This is a genomic window from Kitasatospora sp. NPDC052868 (genome assembly GCF_044547105.1).
In the GTDB taxonomy this organism is placed as follows: domain Bacteria; phylum Actinomycetota; class Actinomycetes; order Streptomycetales; family Streptomycetaceae; genus Kitasatospora.
Map to the genome: position 1 here is coordinate 90,596 of NZ_JBITZW010000014.1, position 21,615 is coordinate 112,210.

22 protein-coding genes are annotated in these 21,615 nt (G+C 72.5%); 7 read left to right on the forward strand and 15 right to left on the reverse strand.

Translation table 11 applies throughout. The features are described 5' to 3' along the window. Positions 1-6: 6 nt before the first annotated feature. The 4 genes from cydB to ACIGZJ_RS23765 all read right to left on the reverse strand — a co-directional run bounded on the left by cydB (position 7) and on the right by ACIGZJ_RS23765 (position 4,106). A complete protein-coding gene (gene cydB / locus ACIGZJ_RS23750; protein ID WP_396459101.1) occupies positions 7-1,032 on the reverse strand; it encodes a cytochrome d ubiquinol oxidase subunit II in 1,026 nt (341 codons plus the stop codon). Between the two features lie 21 nt (positions 1,033-1,053). Then, positions 1,054-2,598, reverse strand: coding sequence for a cytochrome ubiquinol oxidase subunit I (locus ACIGZJ_RS23755; RefSeq protein ID WP_396459102.1), 1,545 nt, complete (start codon positions 2,596-2,598; stop codon positions 1,054-1,056). Between the two features lie 387 nt (positions 2,599-2,985). Further along, entirely contained in the window at positions 2,986-3,369 is a 384-nt protein-coding gene (locus tag ACIGZJ_RS23760; RefSeq protein ID WP_396459103.1) for a VOC family protein, read from the reverse strand. Positions 3,370-3,455: 86 nt separating this feature from the next. Next, entirely contained in the window at positions 3,456-4,106 is a 651-nt protein-coding gene (locus ACIGZJ_RS23765; RefSeq protein ID WP_396459104.1) for an MOSC domain-containing protein, read from the reverse strand. Between the two features lie 91 nt (positions 4,107-4,197). Between ACIGZJ_RS23765 and ACIGZJ_RS23770 the strand changes: the two genes are divergently transcribed. Next, the gene (locus ACIGZJ_RS23770) at positions 4,198-4,983 is read left to right on the forward strand and encodes a nucleotidyltransferase domain-containing protein (RefSeq protein ID WP_392931005.1); all 786 of its coding nucleotides are present in this window, start codon (positions 4,198-4,200) and stop codon (positions 4,981-4,983) included. A gap of 50 nt (positions 4,984-5,033) precedes the next feature. Further along, the gene (locus tag ACIGZJ_RS23775; protein ID WP_396459105.1) at positions 5,034-5,723 is read left to right on the forward strand and encodes a DNA-binding response regulator; all 690 of its coding nucleotides are present in this window, start codon (positions 5,034-5,036) and stop codon (positions 5,721-5,723) included. A 39-nt stretch (positions 5,724-5,762) separates the two neighbouring features. On the opposite strand, the gene ACIGZJ_RS23780 is transcribed toward ACIGZJ_RS23775, so the two are convergent. The 6 genes from ACIGZJ_RS23780 to ACIGZJ_RS23805 form a co-directional block, all read right to left on the reverse strand. Beyond that, the gene (locus ACIGZJ_RS23780; protein WP_396459106.1) at positions 5,763-7,295 is read right to left on the reverse strand and encodes a sensor histidine kinase; all 1,533 of its coding nucleotides are present in this window, start codon (positions 7,293-7,295) and stop codon (positions 5,763-5,765) included. Between the two features lie 11 nt (positions 7,296-7,306). Then, the gene (locus ACIGZJ_RS23785; RefSeq protein ID WP_396459107.1) at positions 7,307-8,056 is read right to left on the reverse strand and encodes a response regulator transcription factor; all 750 of its coding nucleotides are present in this window, start codon (positions 8,054-8,056) and stop codon (positions 7,307-7,309) included. 314 nt (positions 8,057-8,370) lie between these two features. Next, positions 8,371-9,015 carry a hypothetical protein gene (locus tag ACIGZJ_RS23790; RefSeq protein ID WP_396459108.1) on the reverse strand — a complete coding sequence of 215 codons (645 nt, stop codon included), beginning with the start codon at positions 9,013-9,015 and terminating at the stop codon, positions 8,371-8,373. A gap of 17 nt (positions 9,016-9,032) precedes the next feature. Beyond that, positions 9,033-10,244: an ABC transporter permease gene (locus tag ACIGZJ_RS23795; protein WP_396459109.1), complete on the reverse strand. Its 1,212-nt coding sequence runs from the start codon at positions 10,242-10,244 to the stop codon at positions 9,033-9,035. Next, positions 10,241-11,059, reverse strand: a complete 819-nt coding sequence (locus ACIGZJ_RS23800) for an ABC transporter ATP-binding protein (protein WP_396459110.1) — start codon at positions 11,057-11,059, stop codon at positions 10,241-10,243. Before ACIGZJ_RS23800 ends, ACIGZJ_RS23795 begins: the two co-directional genes overlap by 4 nt. Next, entirely contained in the window at positions 11,059-12,444 is a 1,386-nt protein-coding gene (locus ACIGZJ_RS23805; protein ID WP_396459111.1) for an efflux RND transporter periplasmic adaptor subunit, read from the reverse strand. The genes ACIGZJ_RS23800 and ACIGZJ_RS23805 overlap by 1 nt, the downstream gene beginning before the upstream one ends. Positions 12,445-12,880: 436 nt before the next feature. On the opposite strand from ACIGZJ_RS23805, the gene ACIGZJ_RS23810 reads away from it, so the two are divergent. Together ACIGZJ_RS23810 and ACIGZJ_RS23815 are read left to right on the forward strand one after the other, a co-directional pair. After that, positions 12,881-13,546 carry a DUF4097 family beta strand repeat-containing protein gene (locus ACIGZJ_RS23810; RefSeq protein WP_396459112.1) on the forward strand — a complete coding sequence of 222 codons (666 nt, stop codon included), beginning with the start codon at positions 12,881-12,883 and terminating at the stop codon, positions 13,544-13,546. Between the two features lie 116 nt (positions 13,547-13,662). Further along, the gene (locus ACIGZJ_RS23815; protein WP_396459113.1) at positions 13,663-14,481 is read left to right on the forward strand and encodes an alpha/beta fold hydrolase; all 819 of its coding nucleotides are present in this window, start codon (positions 13,663-13,665) and stop codon (positions 14,479-14,481) included. Here ACIGZJ_RS23815 and ACIGZJ_RS23820 read toward each other — a convergent pair. From ACIGZJ_RS23820 to ACIGZJ_RS23830, 3 genes are read right to left on the reverse strand one after another with little or no spacing between them, the layout of a single operon-like run. Beyond that, the gene (locus ACIGZJ_RS23820; protein WP_396459114.1) at positions 14,478-14,798 is read right to left on the reverse strand and encodes a DUF397 domain-containing protein; all 321 of its coding nucleotides are present in this window, start codon (positions 14,796-14,798) and stop codon (positions 14,478-14,480) included. The genes ACIGZJ_RS23815 and ACIGZJ_RS23820 overlap by 4 nt on opposite strands. After that, positions 14,789-14,992 carry a DUF397 domain-containing protein gene (locus tag ACIGZJ_RS23825; RefSeq protein WP_396459115.1) on the reverse strand — a complete coding sequence of 68 codons (204 nt, stop codon included), beginning with the start codon at positions 14,990-14,992 and terminating at the stop codon, positions 14,789-14,791. The genes ACIGZJ_RS23820 and ACIGZJ_RS23825 overlap by 10 nt, the downstream gene beginning before the upstream one ends. After that, positions 14,985-15,143, reverse strand: a complete 159-nt coding sequence (locus ACIGZJ_RS23830) for a Scr1 family TA system antitoxin-like transcriptional regulator (protein ID WP_396459116.1) — start codon at positions 15,141-15,143, stop codon at positions 14,985-14,987. The genes ACIGZJ_RS23825 and ACIGZJ_RS23830 overlap by 8 nt, the downstream gene beginning before the upstream one ends. Before the next feature lie 340 nt (positions 15,144-15,483). On the opposite strand from ACIGZJ_RS23830, the gene ACIGZJ_RS23835 reads away from it, so the two are divergent. Next, entirely contained in the window at positions 15,484-16,404 is a 921-nt protein-coding gene (locus tag ACIGZJ_RS23835) for a hypothetical protein (protein WP_396459117.1), read from the forward strand. 96 nt (positions 16,405-16,500) lie between these two features. Here the strand turns inward: ACIGZJ_RS23835 and ACIGZJ_RS23840 are convergent, their stop codons facing one another. Beyond that, positions 16,501-17,409 carry a helix-turn-helix domain-containing protein gene (locus ACIGZJ_RS23840; protein ID WP_396459118.1) on the reverse strand — a complete coding sequence of 303 codons (909 nt, stop codon included), beginning with the start codon at positions 17,407-17,409 and terminating at the stop codon, positions 16,501-16,503. Positions 17,410-17,547: 138 nt separating this feature from the next. Here ACIGZJ_RS23840 and ACIGZJ_RS23845 point away from each other — a divergent pair, with 138 nt between their 5' ends. After that, the gene (locus tag ACIGZJ_RS23845; protein WP_396459119.1) at positions 17,548-18,948 is read left to right on the forward strand and encodes an MFS transporter; all 1,401 of its coding nucleotides are present in this window, start codon (positions 17,548-17,550) and stop codon (positions 18,946-18,948) included. A 67-nt stretch (positions 18,949-19,015) separates the two neighbouring features. Here the strand turns inward: ACIGZJ_RS23845 and hisC are convergent, their stop codons facing one another. Next, positions 19,016-20,092: a histidinol-phosphate transaminase gene (gene hisC / locus ACIGZJ_RS23850; protein ID WP_396459120.1), complete on the reverse strand. Its 1,077-nt coding sequence runs from the start codon at positions 20,090-20,092 to the stop codon at positions 19,016-19,018. A 353-nt stretch (positions 20,093-20,445) separates the two neighbouring features. Between hisC and ACIGZJ_RS23855 the strand changes: the two genes are divergently transcribed. Beyond that, positions 20,446-21,603 carry a LacI family DNA-binding transcriptional regulator gene (locus ACIGZJ_RS23855; RefSeq protein ID WP_387941168.1) on the forward strand — a complete coding sequence of 386 codons (1,158 nt, stop codon included), beginning with the start codon at positions 20,446-20,448 and terminating at the stop codon, positions 21,601-21,603. Positions 21,604-21,615 lie beyond the last annotated feature (12 nt).

Genomic DNA, 21,615 nt, shown 5'->3' on the forward strand with positions numbered 1-21,615 from the left:
ACGGTGTCAGTGCTGCTCGAGGGCGGCGGCCGGGTCGTGGCCGGGGATGTGCTGGACGCCGATGCGCTTGCGGAACACCCAGTACGTCCAGCCCTGGTAGAGCAGCACGAGCGGGGTGAAGACCGCCGCGACGATGGTCATCAGCTTCAGCGTGTAGGGCGAGGAGGCCGCGTTGGAGACGGTCAGGCTCCAGTCCGGGTCGATGGTGGACGGCATCACGTCCGGGAAGAGCGCCAGGAAGAGCATCGCGACGGCCGCCGCGATGGTCGCCCCCGAGAGGATGAACGCCCAGCCCTCGCGGCCCAGTCGGGTCGCGACCAGCGCCCCGAGCAGCGCCGCCACGGCGGTCACCAGGGCGGCGAGGCTCCAGCCGTTGCCGCTGTCGGCCTGGGTCCAGACCAGGAAGACCAGGGCCAGCACGGCGGCGGCCAGGCCGAGTTGCAGCGCCATCCGGCGCGCCCGGTCCCGGATGTCGCCGACCGTCTTGAGTGCGGCGAAGACCGCGCCGTGGAAGGTGAACAGCGAGAGCGTGACCAGGCCGCCGAGCAGCGCGTACGGGTTGAGCAGCTCCCAGAAGCCGCCGACGTAGTTCTTCTGCCCGTCGATGGCCACACCGCGCACGATGTTGGCGAAGGCGACACCCCAGAGGAAGGCCGGGAGCAGCGAGGTCCAGAAGATGGCCTCCTCCCAGTTCCGCTGCCAGCGCGCCTCCGACCGCTTGGCGCGGTACTCGAAGGCGACGCCCCGGACGATCAGGCAGACCAGGATGACCAGCAGCGGGATGTAGAAGCCGCTGAACAGCGTCGCGTACCAGTCGGGGAAGGCCGCGAAGGTGGCACCGCCGGCGGTGAGCAGCCAGACCTCGTTGCCGTCCCAGACCGGGCCGATGGTGTTGATCAGCACCCGCCGCTCGGCGGTGGAGCGGGCCAGCGGCTTGGTGAGGATGCCGATGCCGAAGTCGAAGCCCTCGAGGAAGAAGTAGCCGATCCACAGGACGGCGATGAGGATGAACCAGACGTCGTGGAGTTGCATGCGCTATCGGTCCTATCGGCCTCAGTAGGCGAACGCGAGTGGCTTGTCGGCGTCCTCGTCCGAGGACGGGCCGCGCAGCGACGGGTCCTTGGCGGGCGGCTGCTCGGAGGTCACCGGCCCGGCCTTGGCGTACTTGACCAGCAGCCGCACCTCGATGACGGCGAGGATCGCGTACAGCAGGGTGAAGGTGGTCAGCGCGCCGATCTGGGTGCCGATGCCGACGTTGGGCGAGACGGCGCTCGCGGTGGTCATCAGCCCGAAGACGGCCCACGGCTGACGGCCCATCTCGGTGAAGATCCAGCCGAAGCTGTTGGCGATCAGCGGGAACCCCATGGTCAGGATGCCGATCCGCCAGCTCCACTTGGTGAGGAACGGGCCGAGCTCGCGCTTCGGGGTGAGCATCAGCCGGGGCACCTCGGTGTCGCCGGTGCGGAACTCCGGTGCCAGCAGCCACTTTCTCCGGGTGGTCCAGAGCCCGATCACCCCGGCCACGAAGGAGGTCATCCCGAAGCCGATCATGAGGCGGAAGCCCCAGTAGGTGACGAAGATGCTCGGGATGTAGTCCTTGGGGTCGCCGCCGTACTTGGCCGCCTCGGCGTTGGCGGTGTCGTTGATGCCGGGGACGGAGGAGCTGAAGTCGCTGTTGGCGAGGAAGGACAGTATCCCGGGGATCTCCAGCTCCACCGAGTTGTGGCCCTTGCCGACGTCGCCGACCGCGAAGACCGAGAACGGCGCCGGCGCCTGGCTGTCCCACAGGGCCTCGGCGGCGGCCATCTTCATCGGCTGCTGGCGGAACATCACCTTGGCGAGCGAGTCGCCGCTGAGCGCGGTGCCCAGGCCGAAGACCACGGCGAGGACCAGCCCGAGGCGCAGCGAGGTCCGCATCACGGCGACCCGCTTGGGGTCGGCCGCCTCGGGCCGGCGCTTGGCCTTCCAGAGGTGGAAGGAGGCGATGCCGACCATGAAGGCCGCGCCGGTCAGGAAGGCGGCGGTCAGGGTGTGCAGCACCACGGTCACGGTGGTGTCCTGGAACAGCACCCGCACGATGTCGGTGAGCTGCGCCTTACCGGTGACCGGGTCGATCGTGTAGCCGACCGGGTGCTGCATCCAGGAGTTGGCGGCCAGGATGAAGTAGGCGGAGAGGACGGTGCCGATCGAGACCATCCACATGCAGGCGCAGTGCAGCTTCCTCGGCAGCTTGTCCCAGCCGAAGATCCAGAGCCCGATGAAGGTGGACTCGAAGAAGAAGGCGATCAGCGCCTCCATCGCGAGCGGTGCGCCGAAGACGTCACCGACGAAGCGGGAGTAGTCGGACCAGTTCATCCCGAACTGGAACTCCTGGACGATGCCGGTGACCACGCCCATCGCGATGTTGATCAGGAAGAGCTTGCCCCAGAACTTGGTGGCGTGGAAGTACTTCTCCTTGTCCGTCCGCACCCAGGCGGTCTCCAGCCCGGCCACGATGGCGGCCAGGCTGATGGTGAGCGGAACGAAGAGGAAGTGGTAGACGGTGGTGATGCCGAATTGCCATCGCGCGATGGTCTCGTGAGCGATTGCCAGTTCCACGTCGCCCTCTCTCCAACCGGCCCCTCAAAAGGGCATGTTTCGGACAAACTTCATCTATATCCGTAGACCGCTGCTTAACCGCGCAAGCTTGTCCGCTTGTGAACGTGAACACGTTCACAAGGAGCAGTATCCATCATGCTTACGAGTGATCCACAGGCGGGGTGGGGTTGACCGGCGATGCCGTGCGCACAGTCTGCTGACCGGCCCATGGCGGCCACAACGAACGGCGGGGCGGGTGCGGGGATGATCTTGGACGATCCGGCGCTTGACAGCCGGCCGGCGCGGCGGGGCCCTGGGCCCTGTCCGGCTCTGGGCCGGATGGCCGAGGGCGGACACGCCGAGGCGCCGCCGTCTGCCGGGGCAGGCGGCGGCGCCGTGGTTCAGCGGTCAGTAGCTGCCGTACGGCCTGGTGATGATCTCCATGCCGTGCCCGGCCGGATCGAGGAAGTACAGCCCCCGGCCGCCGTGGTGGCGGTTGATCTCACCGGGCAGCCGCATCTGCGGATCGGCGAAGTACTCCACGCCGCCCGCCTCGATCCGGGCCAGGGCCGCGTCGAACTCCTCGTCCGGGAGCAGGAACGCGTAGTGCTGCATGACGATCGACTCCGCCGGGATCGACGCGAAGTCGAGGGTGACGCCGTTCCCGGTGGCCACCGGGATGAACGGGCCCCACGGTGTCCCGACCTCCAGGCCGAGGATCCCCGCCAGGAACTCGGCGGACTCCCGGTGGTCCCGGGCGTGGACGATGGTGTGGTTCAACTGGACTGTCATGTGCGGAATGCCTCCTACAAGGCACTCACGGGCTACCTCCATGCCTCACCCGGACGGTGACCGACACGCGATGCCGTAGGGGGAGTCTAGATCCCGGCGCGGCGGCGGACCAGGTCCTTGGTCTCCTCGGGCAGCGCATCGGCCGCCAACAGGCTCGGCAACAGCTCCGGTTCGAGGGTCAGCGCACGGAACGTCAGGGCGATCGTCACCTGGTGGTCCGGGCGGTGGACCACCTCCACCTCGTCCCCGGCGCGCAGCTCGCCCGGCTCGACCACCCGCAGGTAGGCGCCCGGCAGCCCGGCCGCGGTGAACCGCTTGATCCAGCCGGCCCGTTCCAGCCAGCCCTGGAAGGTGCCGCAGGGGATCCGCGGGCAGGACACCTCCAGCACGGCCGAGCCGATCCGCCAGCGCTCGCCGATCAGCGCGCCGTTGACGTCCAGGCCGGAGGTGGTGAGGTTCTCCCCGAAGGAGCCGTTGCCGAGCTCGCGGCCCAACTCCCCCTCCCAGCCGTCGAGGTCCTCCCGGGCGTAGGCGTAGACCGCCTGGTCGTCGCCGCCGTGGTGCTTGACGTCGAACACCTCGTCCCCGGCGAGCCCGACCGCGCCGGTGCCCTTCGGCCCCGGGGCGGCGACGGCGACCGGCCCGGCCACCGGACGCTTGTCGATCCCCGTCAGGCCGGACCCGCTCTTCCACGGGTTGGACCGGGGTACACCGAGATTCACCGATATCACCTTCATGCCCCTGACGGTACGGCCGGCGCGGCAATCCGGTCGACCCGGATTCCGCCCCGTGCCAGACTCCCCCTCCGTGCAGAGGATCATCGAACCGATGGCGGAACGGCTGGCCGGGGTCCCGGGTGTGGTGGGCGTCATGCTCGGCGGCAGCCGGGCACGCGGGGAGCACCGGCCGGAGTCGGACTGGGACCTCGGCGTCTACTACCGGGGGCCGCTCGACCTGGACGCGCTACGGGCGCTCGCCGGGCCGGGCGTCGAGGTCGCCGGGCCGGGCGGCTGGGGCCCCTGGGTGAACGGCGGAGCCTGGCTGACCGTCGACGGCGTCGCGGTGGACTGGATCCTGCGCGACCTGGACCGGGTCGAACAGGTCTGGGCGGACTGCCGCGAGGGCCGCTACGAGGTGGGCGTCCAGGCCGGCCACCCGCTCGGCTTCTGGTCCCCGTGCTACCCGGGGGAGGTCGCGCTGGGCCGCGTGCTCGCCGACCCCACCGGGCGGCTGGCCGCCCTCCAGGAAGTGACCAGGGCCTACCCGGAGGAGCTGCGGACGGCGCTGACGGCGGGCGCCTGGGAGGCCGGGTTCCTGGTCGCCTGCGCCGCCAAGGGCGCGGCCCGGGCGGACACCCTCTACGTCTCGCTCTGCCTCTCCCGCGCCGTCGGCGTCCTGGCGCAGTCGCTGCACGCCGCCGCCCGCCGCTGGTGCCTCAACGAGAAGGGCGCCCTCGCCGCCGCCGAGGGCCTGCCGACCGCCCCGCCCGGCTTCGGCCCCCGCGCCCACCGCCTGCTGGCCGCCCCCGGCGCGACCGCGCCGGAACTGGCGGCCACCGTCGCCGAGGCCGAACGGCTCGTCGCGGACACCCTCGCCGCGCTCAAGGAGACCTAGCGGCGGCTACCCGCTGGCCCGCGCCCCACCCGGTCTGGCAGGTTGCTGGCATGAGCACCGACCGGATCATCACCCTGCACGGCGAGCGGGACCTCGTCCGACAGGCGGGCCACCTCTTCGTCGACTCGCGCGAGGAGTTCCTGGTCGCGGCCGCCGACCTGGCCACCTTCTCCCCCGGCGTCAACGCCGCCTTCGCCGAGGGCAAGCGGCCGCACAAGATCCCGGGCCTCGTCATGCGCAAGCTCTACACCCGGCGCGCGCTGGCCGACCCCGACCAGGTGCGGCGCCTGCAGCGCATCGCCGCCTCCGGCATCGAGGTCCGGCTCTGCGAGGGGCCGCTCGCCCGCGAGGCGATCATCATCGACCGGCGCACCGCGATCCTGGCCGGAGCCCCGGTGCGCGGCGTGCGGACGTACACCGTGGTGCAGACCCCGGAGGTGGTCGAGGGCGTGCGCTCGCTGTTCCGGGCCAACTGGGAGAGCGCCACCGACCTCGCCGACTGCGCCCGCCCGGCGCACCTCACCGACCGGACCAGCCAGATCCTGCACGCGCTCGCGGCCGGCCACACCGACGAGACCGCCGCCCGCCTGCTCGGCCTCTCGCTGCGCACCTACCGCCGCCGGGTCGCCGAGCTGATGACCGAGCTCGGCGCCGCCTCCCGCTTCCAGGCCGGCCTCCTGGCCCGCGACCTCACCCGCGACCACACCCCCCGCCAGCCCGCCGCACCGTCCCAGGCCTGAGGGCGGGGGATCGGCCGGGCTTCAGCCGGGCGGGGCGGGTCAGCGCTGGTGGGGGAGCTCCACGCGGAAGGTGGCGCCGGTGCCGGGGGTGGTGTGGAGGGTGAGGGTGCCGCCGTGGGCGTGGGTGAGGGCGGTGGCGATGGCGAGGCCCAGGCCGGCGCCGCCGCCGTCGTGGCGGCTGCGGGAGGCGTCCACCCGGTAGAAGCGGTGGAAGACCCGGACGGCCTGCTCCTCGGTGAGGCCGGGGCCGGCGTCGGCGACCTCCAGCAGGCAGAGCCCGCCGGCCGTCCCCACGCCGATCCGGACCGGGGTGCCGGGCGGGGTGTGCTTGACGGCGTTGCCGACCAGGTTGGTGACCACCTGGCGCAGCCTCGCCTCGTCGCCGAGGACGGGCGCGGCGCCCGGCGAGCCGGTGCCGGCCGGGCCGGTCAGCGCGACCGGGCGGCTCGGGTCCAGCGCGGTGAGGTCGTGCAGCGCGTCGGCGGCCAGGGTGCGCAGGTCCATCGGGGCGAGGTCGAGCGGGCGCTCCTCGTCGAGGCGGGCGAGCACCAGCAGGTCCTCGACCAGGGTGCCCATCCGGACGGCCTCGCTCTCGATCCGGGTCATGGTGCGGGTGACGTCGGCCTCGGTGGGCAGCGCCCCCATCCGGTACAGCTCGGCGAAGCCCCGGATGCCGGCCAGCGGGGTGCGCAGCTCGTGCGAGGCGTCGGCGACGAAGCGCCGCATCCGGGCCTCCGACTCGGCGCGGGCGGCGAAGGCGGCCTCGATCTGGGTCAGCATGCCGTTGAGCGCGATGGAGAGCCGGCCGACCTCGGTGCGCGCGGGCAGCACCGGCATCCGGTGCGAGAGCTCGCCGGAGGCGATCAGCTCGGCGCCCTCCTCGATCCGGCGCAGCGGCCGCAGTCCGGCCCGGACGGCGAAGAAGCCGAGCGCGGCGATCAGGACCAGCACCGCGCCGCCGATCCCCAGGAAGGCGGTCCGCAGCCGGGCCACGGTGGCGTCGATGTCCTCCCGGGACACCGCGACCATCAGGTACGAGGGGGTGGGCGCGGGCGCGGCGAAGAGGCTGGCGGGGGCGGGCTGGCGCTGCAGTGGCAGCAGCAGGGCCCGCCAGCTGCGCTGGCCGCGCTGGTCGGGGAGGTCGAAGGGGGTGTCGGGGGCGGTGGCGGCGGGGTCGAGGCCGGCCAGCTGCGGCGCCGGGTCGTTCTCGGAGACGGGCTGGCGGACGACCTGCTGCACCTTGCCGTCCGCCGAGAGGTACTGGACCAGGTACTGGCTGGGCAGCGCCGCCAGGTAGTTGGGGCCGCCGCGCTTGCCGCCGTTGACCGCGGGCTGTCTGGAGTCGGCCCAGCTCTGCCGGTTCGGGGCGCGGTAGGAGAGCGGCTCGCCGAAGCGCTGCAGCTGGTCGTCCAGTCGATGGACCAGCTGCACCCGGACGGTGCCGAGCACCACGGTGTCGCTCACCGCGAGCCCGGTGGTGACCAGGGCGAGCACCAGCACGAGCAGCCGGGCGCGCAGCGAGAGCCGGGTGAGCGGCGACAGGCGGGCGCGCAGCGACGAGCGGGTGGGCATCCGGGCGCCGGTCAGTTCTGCGGCGGGCGGCGCAGGGCGTAGCCGATCCCGCGCACGGTGTGGATCAGCTTCGGGCCGTGGGCCGGTCCGGAGTCGAGCTTGCGGCGCAGGTAGGAGATGTACGACTCGACGATGGAGAGGTCGCCGCCGAAGTCGTAGGCCCACACGTGGTCGAGGATCTGCGCCTTGGAGACCACCCGGCCGACGTTGGCCATCAGGTAGTGCAGCAGCTTGAACTCGGTGGGGGAGAGCGCGACGGGGGTGCCGCCGCGGGTGACCTCGTGGGCGACCGGGTCGAGGGTGAGGTCGGCCACCACGAGCCGGCCGTCCTCGGCGGGGCCGCCGGCCCGGCGCAGGATGGCCCGGATCCGGGCGATCAGCTCCTCCAGGCTGAACGGCTTGGTGACGTAGTCGTCCGCGCCGACGGCCAGGCCCTGGACCTTGTCGCCGACGCCGTCCTTGGCCGTGAGGAAGAGCACCGGCAGGTGGTCGCCGGCGTGGCCGTGCGGGCCCGCTATCTGTCCGCGGCTGGTCTGCTCGCGCAGCCGCTCGACGACGGTGAAGCCGTCGAGGTCGGGGAGCATCACGTCGAGGACGATGAGGTCGGGGCGTTCGACGGCGACGAGTTCGAGGGCCTCGGTGCCGGTGGCGGCGGAGGCGACCCGGAATCCGGAGAAGCGCAGGGAGGCCGAGAGCAGCTCGCGGATGTTGGGTTCGTCGTCGACGACGAGGAGGAAGGCCTCGCCCGGGACGCCGGCCACTGCGGCTGTACCTGGTGTGGACACAGTGCCTTGCACGGGGGTTCCGCCTCCCGGTCGGACGATGGCGTTCAGCTTGAGGCTAGCCCGGGGAGGCTATGCGCCATCGATGAATGTTGGATTAACACCTTATCGGGCGGATTTGGGCGAACAAGCCCGCAAGGGCGGGCTGGATGGTGTGCGCACGGCGCGCGCCACTGCGCCGAGGCGCCGCACGCCACTGCGTTGAGGGGCCGCGCGGCCCGGCCGCCGGAGGGATTCGGCCGGGCCGCGCGTACGCCCGGGGCGGCTGGGGCCGGCCCCGGGCGGGCTGGGGATCAGCCCCCGGAGGGCGTCCGGGCGCCGCCGAAGCCGCCGCCGCCGAAGCCACCGCCGAAGCCCCCGGTGGCGGCGCCCTCGATCAGCTGGGTGGCGTTGTAGCCGCCGCCCTCGGCGGGGGTGCCGACCACGGTGACGCTCTGGCCGGGCTGCAGGTCGGCGACCTTGCCCTCCTTGTTGAGCTGCACCTTGGTGGCGTCGCCGGTGGTCACCTTGACGGTGTTGCCGTTGGCGTCGGTGAGGTAGACGGTGGTGCCGTCCACGGCCTTGACCGTGCCCCGGGCGAACCCGCCACCGCCCTGGCCACCTTGACCCTGGCCACTTTGGCCCTGGCCCTGCCCGGTCTGCCCCTGGCCGGCGCCCCGGCGGGTGCCGTTCGCCCCGCCGGTCGCCCCGGCCCGCGGCTGCTGCCCGCCGCCCGCGGCGACCGTCTTCCCGCTCCCGGAGCCGTTGTCCTGCTGGTACCAGACGCCGCCCGCGAACGCCGCCGTGGCGATCACCCCGCCCGCCAGGGCGAGGCTCAGCCAGGGCAGCCGCCGGCGTGGCGGCGCGGCCAGTTCGGCGGTGACGTCCCGGGCGTCCGGCGGGGTGGCGAGCAGGACGACCTGCTCGGCGGGGGTACGGGGCTCGATCTCGTTGCTCATGTCCTGCACATCCTTGGTCACTCGTGGCGGAGGGCGTCGATCGGGCGCAGGGAGGCGGCCCGGTTCGCGGGGTAGCTGCCGAAGAACAGCCCGATGGCGACCGCGATCCCGAAGGCGCCGAGCACCGACTCGGGGATCACCACCGGCTTGATGCCGACGACGCTGAAGTGCGAACCCGCGATGCCGACCACCACCCCGAGTCCGGCGCCGAGCACCGAGAGCAGGGTCGACTCGGTGAGGAACTGCCCGAGGATCACCCCGCGCGGGGCGCCGAGGGCCTTGCGGATGCCGATCTCCCTGGTCCGCTCGGTGACGGTGACCAGCATGATGTTGGTGATCCCGATCCCGCCGACCAGCAGCGAGATCGCCGCCACCGCGCCGAGCAGCACGGTGAAGGTCTTGGTGGTGCTCTCCCGGGCGGTGAGCAGGGAGGCCTGGTTGCTGATCCGGAAGTCCGCCTTGCTCGGATCGGCGATCGCGTGGGTGCCGAGCAGGACCCGGGTGATCTCGCTCTGCGCGGCGGCCGTGGTCTCGGCGGAGGTCGCCTGGACCAGGATCTGGTTGACCGAGCCGAAGCCGGTGAAGGCGTTCTGCACCGTCGGCAGCGGCGCGATCACCACGTCGTCCGGATCGGTGAAGCCCGTCCCGCCCTTGGCCTGGAGCACGCCGACCACGGTGAACGGGGTGCCGCCGACGGTGATCCGCTTGCCGACCGGGTCGGCGGTGTCGAACAGCTGCTTGGCGGTGGTGGCGCCGAGCACCGCGACCTTGCGGGAGTTCAGCACGTCGTCGGCGGTGAAGTAGTCACCGTGCCCGACCTTCTGGTTGGCGGTCTCGAAGTACGCCGGGTAGGTGCCGACGATCGAGCCGGGGCTGTACGAGATGTCCCCGTACAGCGCGGTGCCGCTCGCGGTGACCACCGGCGCGACGGACTTGATCGCGGCCGTGTCGGCGTCGCTCGCCAGCGCCTTGGCGTCGGCGACCGTGAGCTTCTTCGTACTGGCCGCGGTGCGCGAGCCACCGAAGGACGAACCCGAGCTGACCGTCAGCGAGTTGGTGCCGAGCGAGGTGATCGACTCCTTGACCGCCACCGAGGAGCCGTTGCCGACCGCGAGCAGCAGGATCACCGAGGCGACGCCGATCAGCACGCCGAGCATGGTGAGGGCGGAGCGCACCTTGTTGGCGGCCAGGCCGCCGACGGCGAAGCGGAGCATCTGCCAGAGGATCACGCGAGCACCCCCTGGAGTCCGGCGGCCGCGTGCAGGGCGGGCGGCGGCCCGGCCACCGGGGCCTGCCGGACGTCGCTGGTGATCGCGCCGTCGACCAGCCGGATCACCCGCTTGGCGTGCAGGGCGACCTCGTCCTCGTGGGTGATCAGCACCACCGTGCGGCCGGTCGCGTTGAGGCCGTCGATGATGGCCAGCACCTCCTCGGTGGAGCGGCTGTCCAGGTTGCCGGTGGGCTCGTCGGCGAGCAGCATCGCGGGGGCGGTGACCAGGGCGCGGGCCACCGCGACGCGCTGCTGCTGGCCGCCGGAGAGCTCGTTGGGCCGGTGCCCGGAGCGCTCGGCGAGGCCGACCAGGGAGAGCGCGGCGAGGGCCCGCCGGCGCCGCTCGGCGGCCCGCACCCCCGCGTAGGCGAGCGGGAGCTCGACCTGGGCGAGGGCGGTGGTGCGGGGCACCAGGTTGAAGGACTGGAAGATGAAGCCGATCTTGCGGTTGCGCACCAGCGAGAGCTGCCCCTCGTCCAGGTGACCGACGTCGATGCCGTCCAGCAGGTAGCGGCCGGCGGTGGGCACGTCCAGGCAGCCGAGGATGTTCATCAGGGTGGACTTGCCGGAGCCCGAACTGCCCATCACCGCCACGAAGTCGCCCTGGTCGATGTCCAGCGCGACGCCCAGCGGCTCGCCGGTGACCGGGTCGGACGGGCCGCGCAGCGCGTGCACGGTGGCGTCTCCGTGGCCGTAGGACTTGGTGACGCCGCGGATCTGGATGACCGGTGGCGGCGTCCGGCCGACGTCGGTGCGGGGGATCTGGCGTGCCATCAGCGCGTACCGCCCCGACCGGCTCCGCCACCGGCCGCGCCGCCACCGGCCGCACCGACACCGGCCACGCCCGTGCCCGCGCCGCCGCGGCCGCCCTGACCGCCGTTCAGGCCCGGGAAGGAGCCGTTCGGGAAGCCGCTGCCGCCGCTGGTGGTGGCGATCTCGACCTTGTCGCCCTCCTTCAGCCCGGAGACCACCTGCACGGTGGTGTCGCCCTCGACGCCCACCCCGACCTCGACCCGCTCGGTGGAGCCGTCCGGCTGCACCAGGGTGGCCGTCCGGCTGGCGCCGGTGCCGGCCAAGGCGGCGGTGGGCAGCGACAGCGCGTTGTCCGCCTCGCCGGTGACGACGGAGACGGTCGCGCTCAACCCGGTGCGCAGCTTGGCGGTGTCGCCGGTGATCTGGAGCGTCGCCGCGTACTGGACGGCGGCCGCGCCGCCGGTGCCGCCGCTGCCCGCGGGCAGTGAACTGACGGACAGCACGGTGGCGTTGAGCTTGGTGTCGGACTGCGCGTTCAGGGTGACGGTGGCCGCCTCGCCCTTCTTCAGCTTCAGCGAGTCCAGTTCGGAGAAGTTCGCGGTCACCTGCATGCCGGTCGGGTTGGTCAGCACGATGAAGCCGCTCGGGGCGGTGGAGCCGCTGCTGCCGGTGGACTTGGCGGTCGTCGTCGAGCCGCTCCCGGAGCCCCCGCCGACGGTGTCGCCGACCTTGTTGGCCACCGAGGCGACCGTGCCGTCCACCGAGGCGGTCAGCGTCGTCCCGGCCAGGGCGGCCTGGGCGTTGGCCAGGCTGGTCTGCGCGGTGGCGACCTGCTGCTGGGCCTGGGCCACGGCGGCCGCGTCCACCTTGGTGGTGGTGATGGTGGTGGTCTGCGGAGCGGGCGTGCTGCTCCCGCCCGCTCCGCGTTCACCACCACCACCGCTGCCGCCCGCACCGGCAGCGGAACCGGACGGCTGGGAGCTGCCCGGAATCTGCTGGGTGGTCGTGGTCGTGACACCTGCCTGGGCCTTGGTCAGGTTGGCGTTCGCCGTGGTCAGCGCGGACTGGGCGGCCTCCACCTGCTGCTGGACCGCCGTGGTGTCCACGGTGGCCAGCACCTGGCCCTTGGTCACGGTGTCCCCCACCGCCACCTTGACCGCGGTGAGCCTACCGCCGGTCGTGAAGTCCTGGGCGGCATCGGTCGGCGAGGCCAGCGTGCCGGTTCCGGACACGGTGGCCAGGACCGTGCCCTTGGCCACGGTCGCCGTCCGGACCTGGGCCTTTCCGGCGGCCTTCGTCGTGCCGCCGTCCAACGTGGTGTACGCCAGGGCCGCGGCGCCCACCAGGGCCACACCGAGCGCGGAGTTGAGGAGGACGGCACCACGCCGTCGCGGGAGGACCTTCATGGCGGACAGCTTCGCCGGGCGCTCTTGCGGAGTCCTGAGCCCCGGCTGGGAGAAGGCTGGACGTCCGAATCCGGGCATTCCGGCACGGTCCGCCCCTGACGTGCGCCCCGCTTGGCCGCCGCCTGGCCAGTCGTTGGCCGAACTCCCAGGAGGCTCCCAGCCATCCCCAGCCATCCGGGAGCCCGGCCGCAGCCGCCACGGCGGCGGCCGGGGCCGGTGCGGGCCTTCGTGGTCCGTGCCGCCTCCGAGGTGGCGTTCACTTCAGCTCATTGCAACGAACAGCAAGGCTTTCGTTGCATTCGATTCGAGGCCATCGCAACAATATTGCAGCTATGAGCTGCAGAGATGCCAACCCAGAGCAACGAACATGTTGCAGCTATATGGAAAGCAACGTAGCTTTTCCCTCGTTCGAAACAACGAGTCACAGGAGAGCACGATGCAGAAGTTCGCCACCCCCGCCCCGATCGCCGCCGTCCTCGACATCCCCGCCGGGCGGATCCGCTTCATCGCCGCCGACCGCGCCGACACCGCCGTCGAGGTCCTGCCGGCGAACGCCGCCAAGGGCCGCGACGTGAAGGCCGCCGAGCAGACCACCGTCGAGTACGCCGACGGCGTCCTGCGGATCCAGGCCGCGACGACCAACCAGTACTTCGGCGCCTCCGGATCCGTCGAGATCACCGTCCAGCTCCCCGCCGGCTCCCGCATCGAGGCGAAGGCCGCCAGCGCCGAACTCCGCGGCGTCGGACGGCTCGGCGACGTCGCCTTCGAGGCCGCCCAGAGCACCGTCAAGCTCGACGAGGCCGCGAGCGCCCGCCTCACCGTCATGGCCGGCGACGTCGCGGTCGGCCGCCTCGCCGGCCCCGCACGGATCAGCACCCAGAAGGGCGACATCCGGATCACCGAGGCCGTCCGCGGCGCGGTCGAACTGCGCACCGAGTACGGCGAGATCGCCGTCGGCGCCGCCCGCGGCAGCTCCGCCTCCCTGGACGCCGGCACCGCCTACGGCCGGATCCACAACGCCCTCCGCAACACCGACGGCACCCCCGAGCTGGCCATCCACGCGACCACCTCCTACGGCAACGTCACCGCCCGCAGCCTCTGAGACGCCACCCGGCCCGAAGGGGCCGAGGAGGCCACCGAGCGCCCGGCCGCACGTCCTGCGGCGACACCACCGTCCCCCGCTCCCGGATCCACCCCACCCCTGAAAGAAGGCAGACCATGGCCATCGACACAATCGTCAAGCAGTCCGCGTGGACCGGCATGGTGGCGACCGACGACACCGCACTGGCCGTGACCGACACCGGCGGGCCCGGCCGCCCGGTGGTCTACCTCAACGGCTGCTACGCCGACCAGTCGCACTGGCGACGCGTCATCTCCGACCTCGGCGGCGGCTACCGGCACATCACCTACGACGAGCGTGCCCGCGGAAAGTCGAAGCGGGCCGCGGACTACTCGTTCGAGGCGTGCGTCCGCGACCTCGACGCCGTCCTCACCGCCAGGGGCGTGGAGCGGCCGATCCTGGTGGGCTGGTCCTACGGCGCCATGCTCGCCGTGCACTGGGCCTCCCGGCACCCGGACCGCGCCCTGGGGGCGGTGTCCGTGGACGGCGCACTGCCGCACGAGTGGCTCGACGACGCCGGCCGGGAGCAGATCCGCAGGCTGTTCCGCCGGATGAGCCCGCTGCTCCCGATCGCCCGCCCGCTCGGCCTGGCCGCGCGGATGAGCGCCGCGCAACACGCCGAGGTCAACATCGAGGCCAACGAGCTCTGCGCGCCCACCGCACTCAACCCGGTGTTCGACCGCCTGACCGTACCGACCCGGTACGTGCTCGCCACCGGCGGCAACCTGGGCGGCGACGCGAAGCTGATGGAACGGATCCGCGCCAACCTCGACCCGGTCCTCGCCCGCAACCCGAACATCCGGGTCAGCGCGAAGGTCGCGAGCAACCACTCCAAGATCCTGCGCAACGACTTCCGAGCCGTCGCCGACGCGGTACGCGAGCTCGACGCCACCCGCGACCACCAGGTGGGTGGTTAGCCGACAGCGTCCCCCGGCGGACCGAGGGGCCGGGACTCTTCGGCAGTCGGGTCGGCGTGGCGGTCGAACTCGCCGGCCTTGATGCCTTCGAGAAACCTGGCGAACTTTGCCGGAGTGGTGCGAACGAGGACGTCGCCGTCGTCGGACTCCCGGAGCTCTACCAGCCCGTCGACCGTGCGCACCTCGACGCACTCGTTATTGGAGGCGCTGTAGCTGGACTTCCGCCAAGTGCCACCAAGCACCGGTCCTCCCAAAGGTTTCGTACGAGATGAGCCTTCCACAGCGAAGAGCCCACACACATGCCCAGTCAGGAGCACAGATCACCGAGGTGGTCGAACTCGCCGGCCTTGACGCCCTGAAGGAACTTGGCGAACTTCACGGCAGTGGTGCGGACGATGACCTCGCCGTCGTCGGACTCGCGCAGCTCGACTATCCCGTCGACGGTGCGCACCTCGACGCACTCGTTGGATGCGCCGCTGTAGCTCGACTTCTGCCACTCGGACCTACTCATACTTGCCCTTCATCTCACCGCTGAGGGTTCGAACGAACTCACGCGACTCATCTTCCGACAGGGCGATGGAGTCCAGCCGCGCAAACGTCGCCCGGTGACTGGCCAGATCTGCTGGGGAACCGAAGAACAGGACACCCTGTGCGGTGTCCATCTGAAGGGTTGCAAGCCACTCAGGGCGAGGGCCTCGCCGCCCTCTGGTCCAAGTCCGCCGGCGCCGACCGTGCCGCCTGGCGTTCGCCGGACCGCCCGAACCCGCGACGGAACAGTGCGCCAGGAGCCCCGTCCCCCGGCCCCGGGACCGGCTTCGCGACCCGCTCGAAGATTCCCGAAAAAACTTTTGAACCCACCTGCAACCTCCCGCGGGGATGCACGTCTTTACGGATGAAGGCACGGAGAGCGAGACCGGCGAGGCCGGGGGGCGCTGCGGCTCAGTTGGAGCCGGCCGGTCACCTTCACACACTGTCAGAGTCAGGACCCTGGGGAGTCACGTCATGCGCACGTCCGTTATCACCGCTTTTGCGAAGAACGCCCGCTCGCTCTCCGGCCGTCGTCGCCTCGCCGTCGTCGCCGCCACCGCCGTCCTCGCCGGCGGCGTCCAGCTGGTGGCCGCCGACTCCTCCTGGGCCTGCGGCGACATGCGCATCAGCGGCCCCAACCCCGCCGCCACCCACACCGAGGCGCAGTACATGGCCCCGGACGCCGCCCTCTCCACCAAGGCCACCGTCGCCGCCGACGGCAGCTGGAACGAGGTCGCCGTGCAGGTCACCAACAAGACCGGCGTCGACGCCCACGGCATGCAGGCCAGCTTCGGCATCTACACCCCCGGCACGGGCGCCTCGCTGCGCACCCAGGACGTCCGCATCCAGGTCCAGGAGAACGGCGCCTGGAAGAACGTGCAGTCCATCGCGGGCTGCATGCGCACCGTGGACGCGGGCTACGAGCAGCGCCAGCGCCTCGACAACGGCAGCTCCGCGACCATCAAGTTCCGCTACTCGATCGCCGCCGCCAGCTCGAAGAACATCGGCACCATCCAGCTGGTGGCCGACGCCTGGCGCCAGGGCGCCGCGGGGACGGGCGCCAGCGACCTCAAGACCGTCAAGGTCACCCACGGCCAGGCCACCACCACCAAGCCCGCCGAGACCGCCAAGCCCACCGCCAAGCCCAGCACCCCGGCCAAGCCCGCCGCCAAGCCCGCCGCCGACCAGACCACCACCGCCGCGCCCAAGCCCGCCGAGGCCCCGAAGGCCACCCCGAGCGCCGCCCCGGCCACCACCGCCCCGGCCGGCACCCCCGAGCTCGCCCAGACCGGCGCGCACACCCCCAACGGCCTCCTCGCCGCCACCGCCGCCGCCCTGCTCGCGCTCGGCGCCGGCGCCCTGATCGCCGTGCGCCGGATGCGTCCCCAGCGCTGACCGGAGCACGGAGCAACGAGGGGCCCTGTCCTGCGCACGGCGGTGCGCAGGACAGGGCCCCTCACGTCTTTCCCGTCGACCGGAGGCCGCCTCCCGTCAGCCGGAGGCCACCGCGGACCCGCGGTCCGCCCCGGCCTCCCGGGGTCCGCCCGCCAGGACACTGCCCAGCAGGCGCAGGGCCGCCTCGGCCGGCGAGCCGGGGGCCGCGCTGTAGAGCAGCATCCGGTGCCCGGAGACCTCCAGCAGCGGCAGCGCCTCGAAGTCCAACTCCAGCCTCCCGACCACCGGGTGGTGGAACTCCTTGCGCCCGAACAGGCAGTCGTTCACCGGGTGCCGCGACCAGAGCGCCGCGAACTGCGGACTCTTCATCGACAGCTCACCGATCAGCTCCGCCAGTTGACGGTCGTCCTGGTGGCGCCCGGCGGTCAGCCGCAGGAACGCCACCTGGGCCCGCGCCTCCGCCTCCCAGCACGGGTACAGCTCCCGGGTGTGCGGGTCGAGGAAGAGCAGCCGGGAGAGGTTCGGCCGGTCCTCCGGGCGGTCCGGCGCCTGCGCGTCGAGCTGCCCGGCGAGCAGGGCGTGGCCGAGCGGGTTCCAGGCCAGCACCTCGTTGCGCCGCCCGACCACCACCGCGGGGACGTCCGTCATCGCCCCGATCAGCTGCCGCACCGCGGGCCTGGCCCGCTCGAAGCGCTCCGCCGGCCGCGGCTTCGCCCGGCCCGGGCGGGCCAGGTTGCGCAGGTGGGCGTGCTCGTCGGCGCTCAGCCGCAGCGCGCGGGCGAGGGCGTCCAGCACCTCGTCGGAGGCGCCCCGGCTCTGCCCCTGCTCCAGCCGCGTGTAGTAGGTGATGCTGACACCCGCCAGCTGGGCCAGCTCCTCGCGGCGCAGCCCGGGCACCCGCCGCCTGGTCCCGTACGAGACCAGGCCGACGTCCTCGGGCTGCAGCCGGGCCCGCCGGGTGCGCAGGAACTCGCCCAGGTCGGTCGGTGTGTCCGTTGCGGTCATGTCCCCAGTGAACACCGGGCCGCGCCGCCGAGCCTGCCCCTGTGAGTACCACCCTTCGCAGGGGCCTGGGTGGGCCCCGCCGGGCGGCGCAGGCTGCTGCCGTACCCCGCGGAACCCCTCCCGAGAGGCAGCGAGCCGATGACCACCGCCCTGCTCGACGACGCACCGCCCACCAAGGCCGCCACCGGTATGACCGGACGCCAACGACTCGTCCTGGTCGTCCTGCTGGCCGCCCAGTTCATGCTGGCCGTGGACTTCTCGATCCTGAACGTGGCCCTGCCGGTGATCGGCCGGGGCCTCGGCTTCTCGCCCGCGAACCTGCAGTGGATCGTCACCGCCTTCGCGCTGACCGCGGCCGGCTTCACCCTGCTGCTCGGCCGGGTCGCGGACCTGTTCGGACGGCGCCGGGTCTTCCTGGTCGGCCTGGCGGTCCTCGGCGTCTCCTCCCTGGTCGGCGGCCTGGCCACCAGCCCAGGGCTGCTGCTGGCCGCCCGGGTCGCCCAGGGCCTGGCCACCGCCGCCGTCACCCCGGCCGGGCTGGCACTGCTGACCACCTCCTTCCCCGAGGGGCCGCTGCGCGAGCGGGCGCTCGGGCTGAACGGCGCGCTGATGTCGGCGGGCTTCACCTCGGGGGCGATCCTCGGCGGGCTGCTCACCGACCTGCTCAGCTGGCGCTGGGCGTTCTTCGTCAACGTGCCGGTGGCCTTGGCCGTGCTGCTGGTCGCCCCCCGGCTGATCGCCGAGAGCCGCCCGGCCGAGCGGCCGCGGATGGACCTGCCGGGCGCGGTCACCGTCACCGGCGGCCTGCTCGCCCTGGTCTACGGCCTGACCACGGCGGGCGAGCACGGCTGGGGCGACCCGGTGGCGCTGTGGGCGCTGGGGCTGGGCGCGGTACTCCTGGTGGTGTTCTGGTTCGTGGAGCGCTCCGCCGCCGCCCCGCTGGTCCCGGTCCGGGTGCTGCGGCGCCGCACGGTGGTCCGGGGCAACGTGGCCGGGCTGCTGGCCTTCGCCACCGAGACCTCGCTGGTCTTCCTGCTGACCCTCTACCTGCAGCAGGTGCTGGGCTTCTCCGCGCTGGCCACCGGCCTGGCCTTCGGCGTGCTGGGTGCGGGCACGGTGCTGGGCGGGATCCTCGCGCCCCGGCTGATCGGACGCCTCGGCACCCGCCGGGCCCTGCCGGCCGGCTTCCTGGTGCAGGCCGTCGCGACCGGCTCGCTGGTGCTGCTCGGTGAGGGCCGGGCCTGGCTCGGCCTGCTGCTGGTGGCGACCTTCGTCGGCGGGGTCGGCAACATGCTGGCGATCGTCGGCTTCATGGTGACGGCCACCTCGGGCCTGCCGGACGGGGAGCAGGGGCTGGCCACCGGCGTCGCCACGATGACCCAGCAGGTGGGCATCACCCTGGGCACCCCGGTGATGAGCGCGGTCGCCACCGCCGCCGGCTCCGCCGTCCTCACCGGGGTCGGCTGGGCGATCGCCGCCAACACCGCCCTGGTACTGCTGGGCTTCGCCGCCTCGGCGCTCTTCCTGCGCCGCGGGTGACCCCGGAAAGCACCGCGGAGTGGGAGGTCGGCCGGGCCGACTTCCCACTCCGCCGTGAGTACCGGGCTCAGAGCTCCTTGCGGAAGGCCTCGGCCACCGACAGGAAGATCGAGTTGCCCTCGACCTCGCCGATCGAGATCCGGACGCCCTCCGGGAACGGCCGGACGATCACGCCGGCCTCGGCGCAGGCCGCGGCGAACTCCTGGGAGCGCTCGCCGAGCGCCAGCCAGACGAAGTTGGCCTGCGAGTCCGGGATGGTCCAGCCCTGCTCGCGCAGCCCGGCGACCACCCGCGCACGCTCCTCGACCAGCGCCTCGACCCGGACCATCAGGGCCTCCTCGGCCCGCAGCGAGGCGACGGCGGCGTCCTGGGCGAGCTGGGTGACGCCGAACGGGACGGCGGTCTTGCGCAGCGCGGTGGCCACCCGCTCGTGCGCGATCGCGAAGCCGACCCGCATCCCGGCCAGGCCGTAGGCCTTGGAGAAGGTGCGCAGCACGCAGACGTTCGGGCGGTCGCGGTAGAGGTCGATGCCGTTGGGGACCTCGGGGTCGCGGATGAACTCGATGTACGCCTCGTCGATCACGACCAGGACGTCCCCGGGCACCGCGTCCAGGAAGCGCTCCAGCTCGGCGCGGTGGATCACGTTGCCGGTCGGGTTGTTGGGGTTGCAGACGAAGACCAGCCGGGTGTTCGGGGTGATCGCGGCGAGCATCGCGTCCAGGTCGTGGTCACCGGTCTCGGTGAGCGCCACCGGGACGGGGGTCGCGCCGGCCACCTGGACGATGATCGGGTAGGCCTCGAAGGAGCGCCAGGCGAAGATCACCTCGTCGCCGGGGCCCGCGGTGGCGAGGATCAGCGACTGCGCGACGCCGACCGAGCCGGTGCCGGTGGCGATGTGCTCGGCCGGGACGTCGAAGTGCCGGGCCAGCTCGGCCGTGAGCTCGGTGACCGCCATGTCCGGGTACCGGTTGAGCGAGCCGGCCGCCGCGACCGCCGCCTCCAGCACGCCGGGCAGCGGGTCGTACGGGTTCTCGTTCGAGGACAGCTTGTAGGCGTCGGCTCCGGCCGGCTTGCCGGGCTTGTAGGTGGGGATGCCGTCCAGGGTCGGCCTCAGACGGGGGCCCTGCGCTGCCGTACCGCTCACGGTCCTTCTCCTTCTTCTTCTGCAGTTCCGCTGCGTTCGCTCCCGTCACGCCACGGGATCGCCGCCGTGCCCGGAATCGTCGGAACGCACCCGGACCACCCCGGTCGGGTGCCCTGAACGATACCGACCGCACTCACCCGAAGGGGTGAGATGCCCGGCCGGGTTACGGGCGCAGATCAGCCATTCTGCAGGGTTCCTATGGCACATGTCAGAGGTAAGACGGCCGGTTTCGAGCGGGTATCGAAGGGGCGCACGCCGTCTCACTCACGGAGAAACGTATCTCCTCGGGCCCCTTTCGGGCTCCCGATGCGCCGGTCACAGACCCTTGTCAGGAGCCATACGATCGGTCCGCCATGACAGCAGCAGCCAACCAGAGCGGTCGGCGGCCCACCACCTCACGGCGTCTGGAGCGGGCCGGCATCCGGGATGTGGCAGCAGCCGCCGGAGTGTCGATCACCACCGTCTCCGACGCGCTGAACGGTAAGGGCCGCCTGCCCGACGAGACCAGAAGCCGGGTCCGCGAGGTCGCCGAGCGCCTCGGCTACCGCCCCTCGGCCGCCGCCCGCACCCTGCGCACCGGGCGCTCCGGCCTGATCGGACTGACCGTCACCACCTACGGCGAAGAGCCGTTCACCTTCACCGAGTTCGCCTACTTCGCCGAGATGGCCCGGGCGGCCACCAGCGCCGCGCTCGGCCGCGGCTACGCCCTGGTGGTGCTGCCGGCCTCCTCCCGGCACGACGTCTGGGGCAACATCGCCCTGGACGGCACCGTGGTCATCGACCCACCCGACCAGGACCCATTGGTCGGCGAGCTGTACCGGTCCGGCGTCCCGGTGGTCAGCGACGGCAAACCGGGCAACTGCCCGGTCACCGCCTGGGTCGACAACGACCACGAGGCGGCCGTGCTCGGCATCCTCGACCACCTCTCCGAGGCCGGCGCCCGCCGGATCGGCCTGCTCACCGGGACCAGCACCGACACCTACACCCGGCTCTCCACCGAGGCCTACCTCGGCTGGTGCGCCAAGGTCGGACAGGAGCCGGTGTACGAGGCCTACCCCGCCCACGACCCGGCCGCCGGCGCCGTCGCCGCCGACCGGCTGCTCGCCCGCCCCGACCGACCCGACGCCGTCTACGGCCTGTTCGACCCCAACGGCACCGACCTGCTCGCCGCCGCCCGCCGGTACGGCCTGCGGGTCCCCGACGACCTGCTGCTGGTCTGCTGCAGCGAGAGCGACGTCTACGCGGCCACCGAGCCGCCGATCACCACCCTGTCGCTCAAGCCCCGGCGGATCGGCACCACCGTCGTCAACCTGCTCATCGACGCCATCGAGGGAGTGGACTCGGGGACGGGCGTCGACATCGCCCGGCTCTTCCCGCCGCGCTTCCGCACCGCCGGCACCGGCCCGCCGCCCGGCACCCTGATGCCCACCGAGCTGATCGTCCGCGCCTCCTCCCAGCGCCGGAGCCCGCGCACCACGGTCTCCCCGCCGCGCCCGCCGGGCGAGGTGTAGCTGGCGCTACCA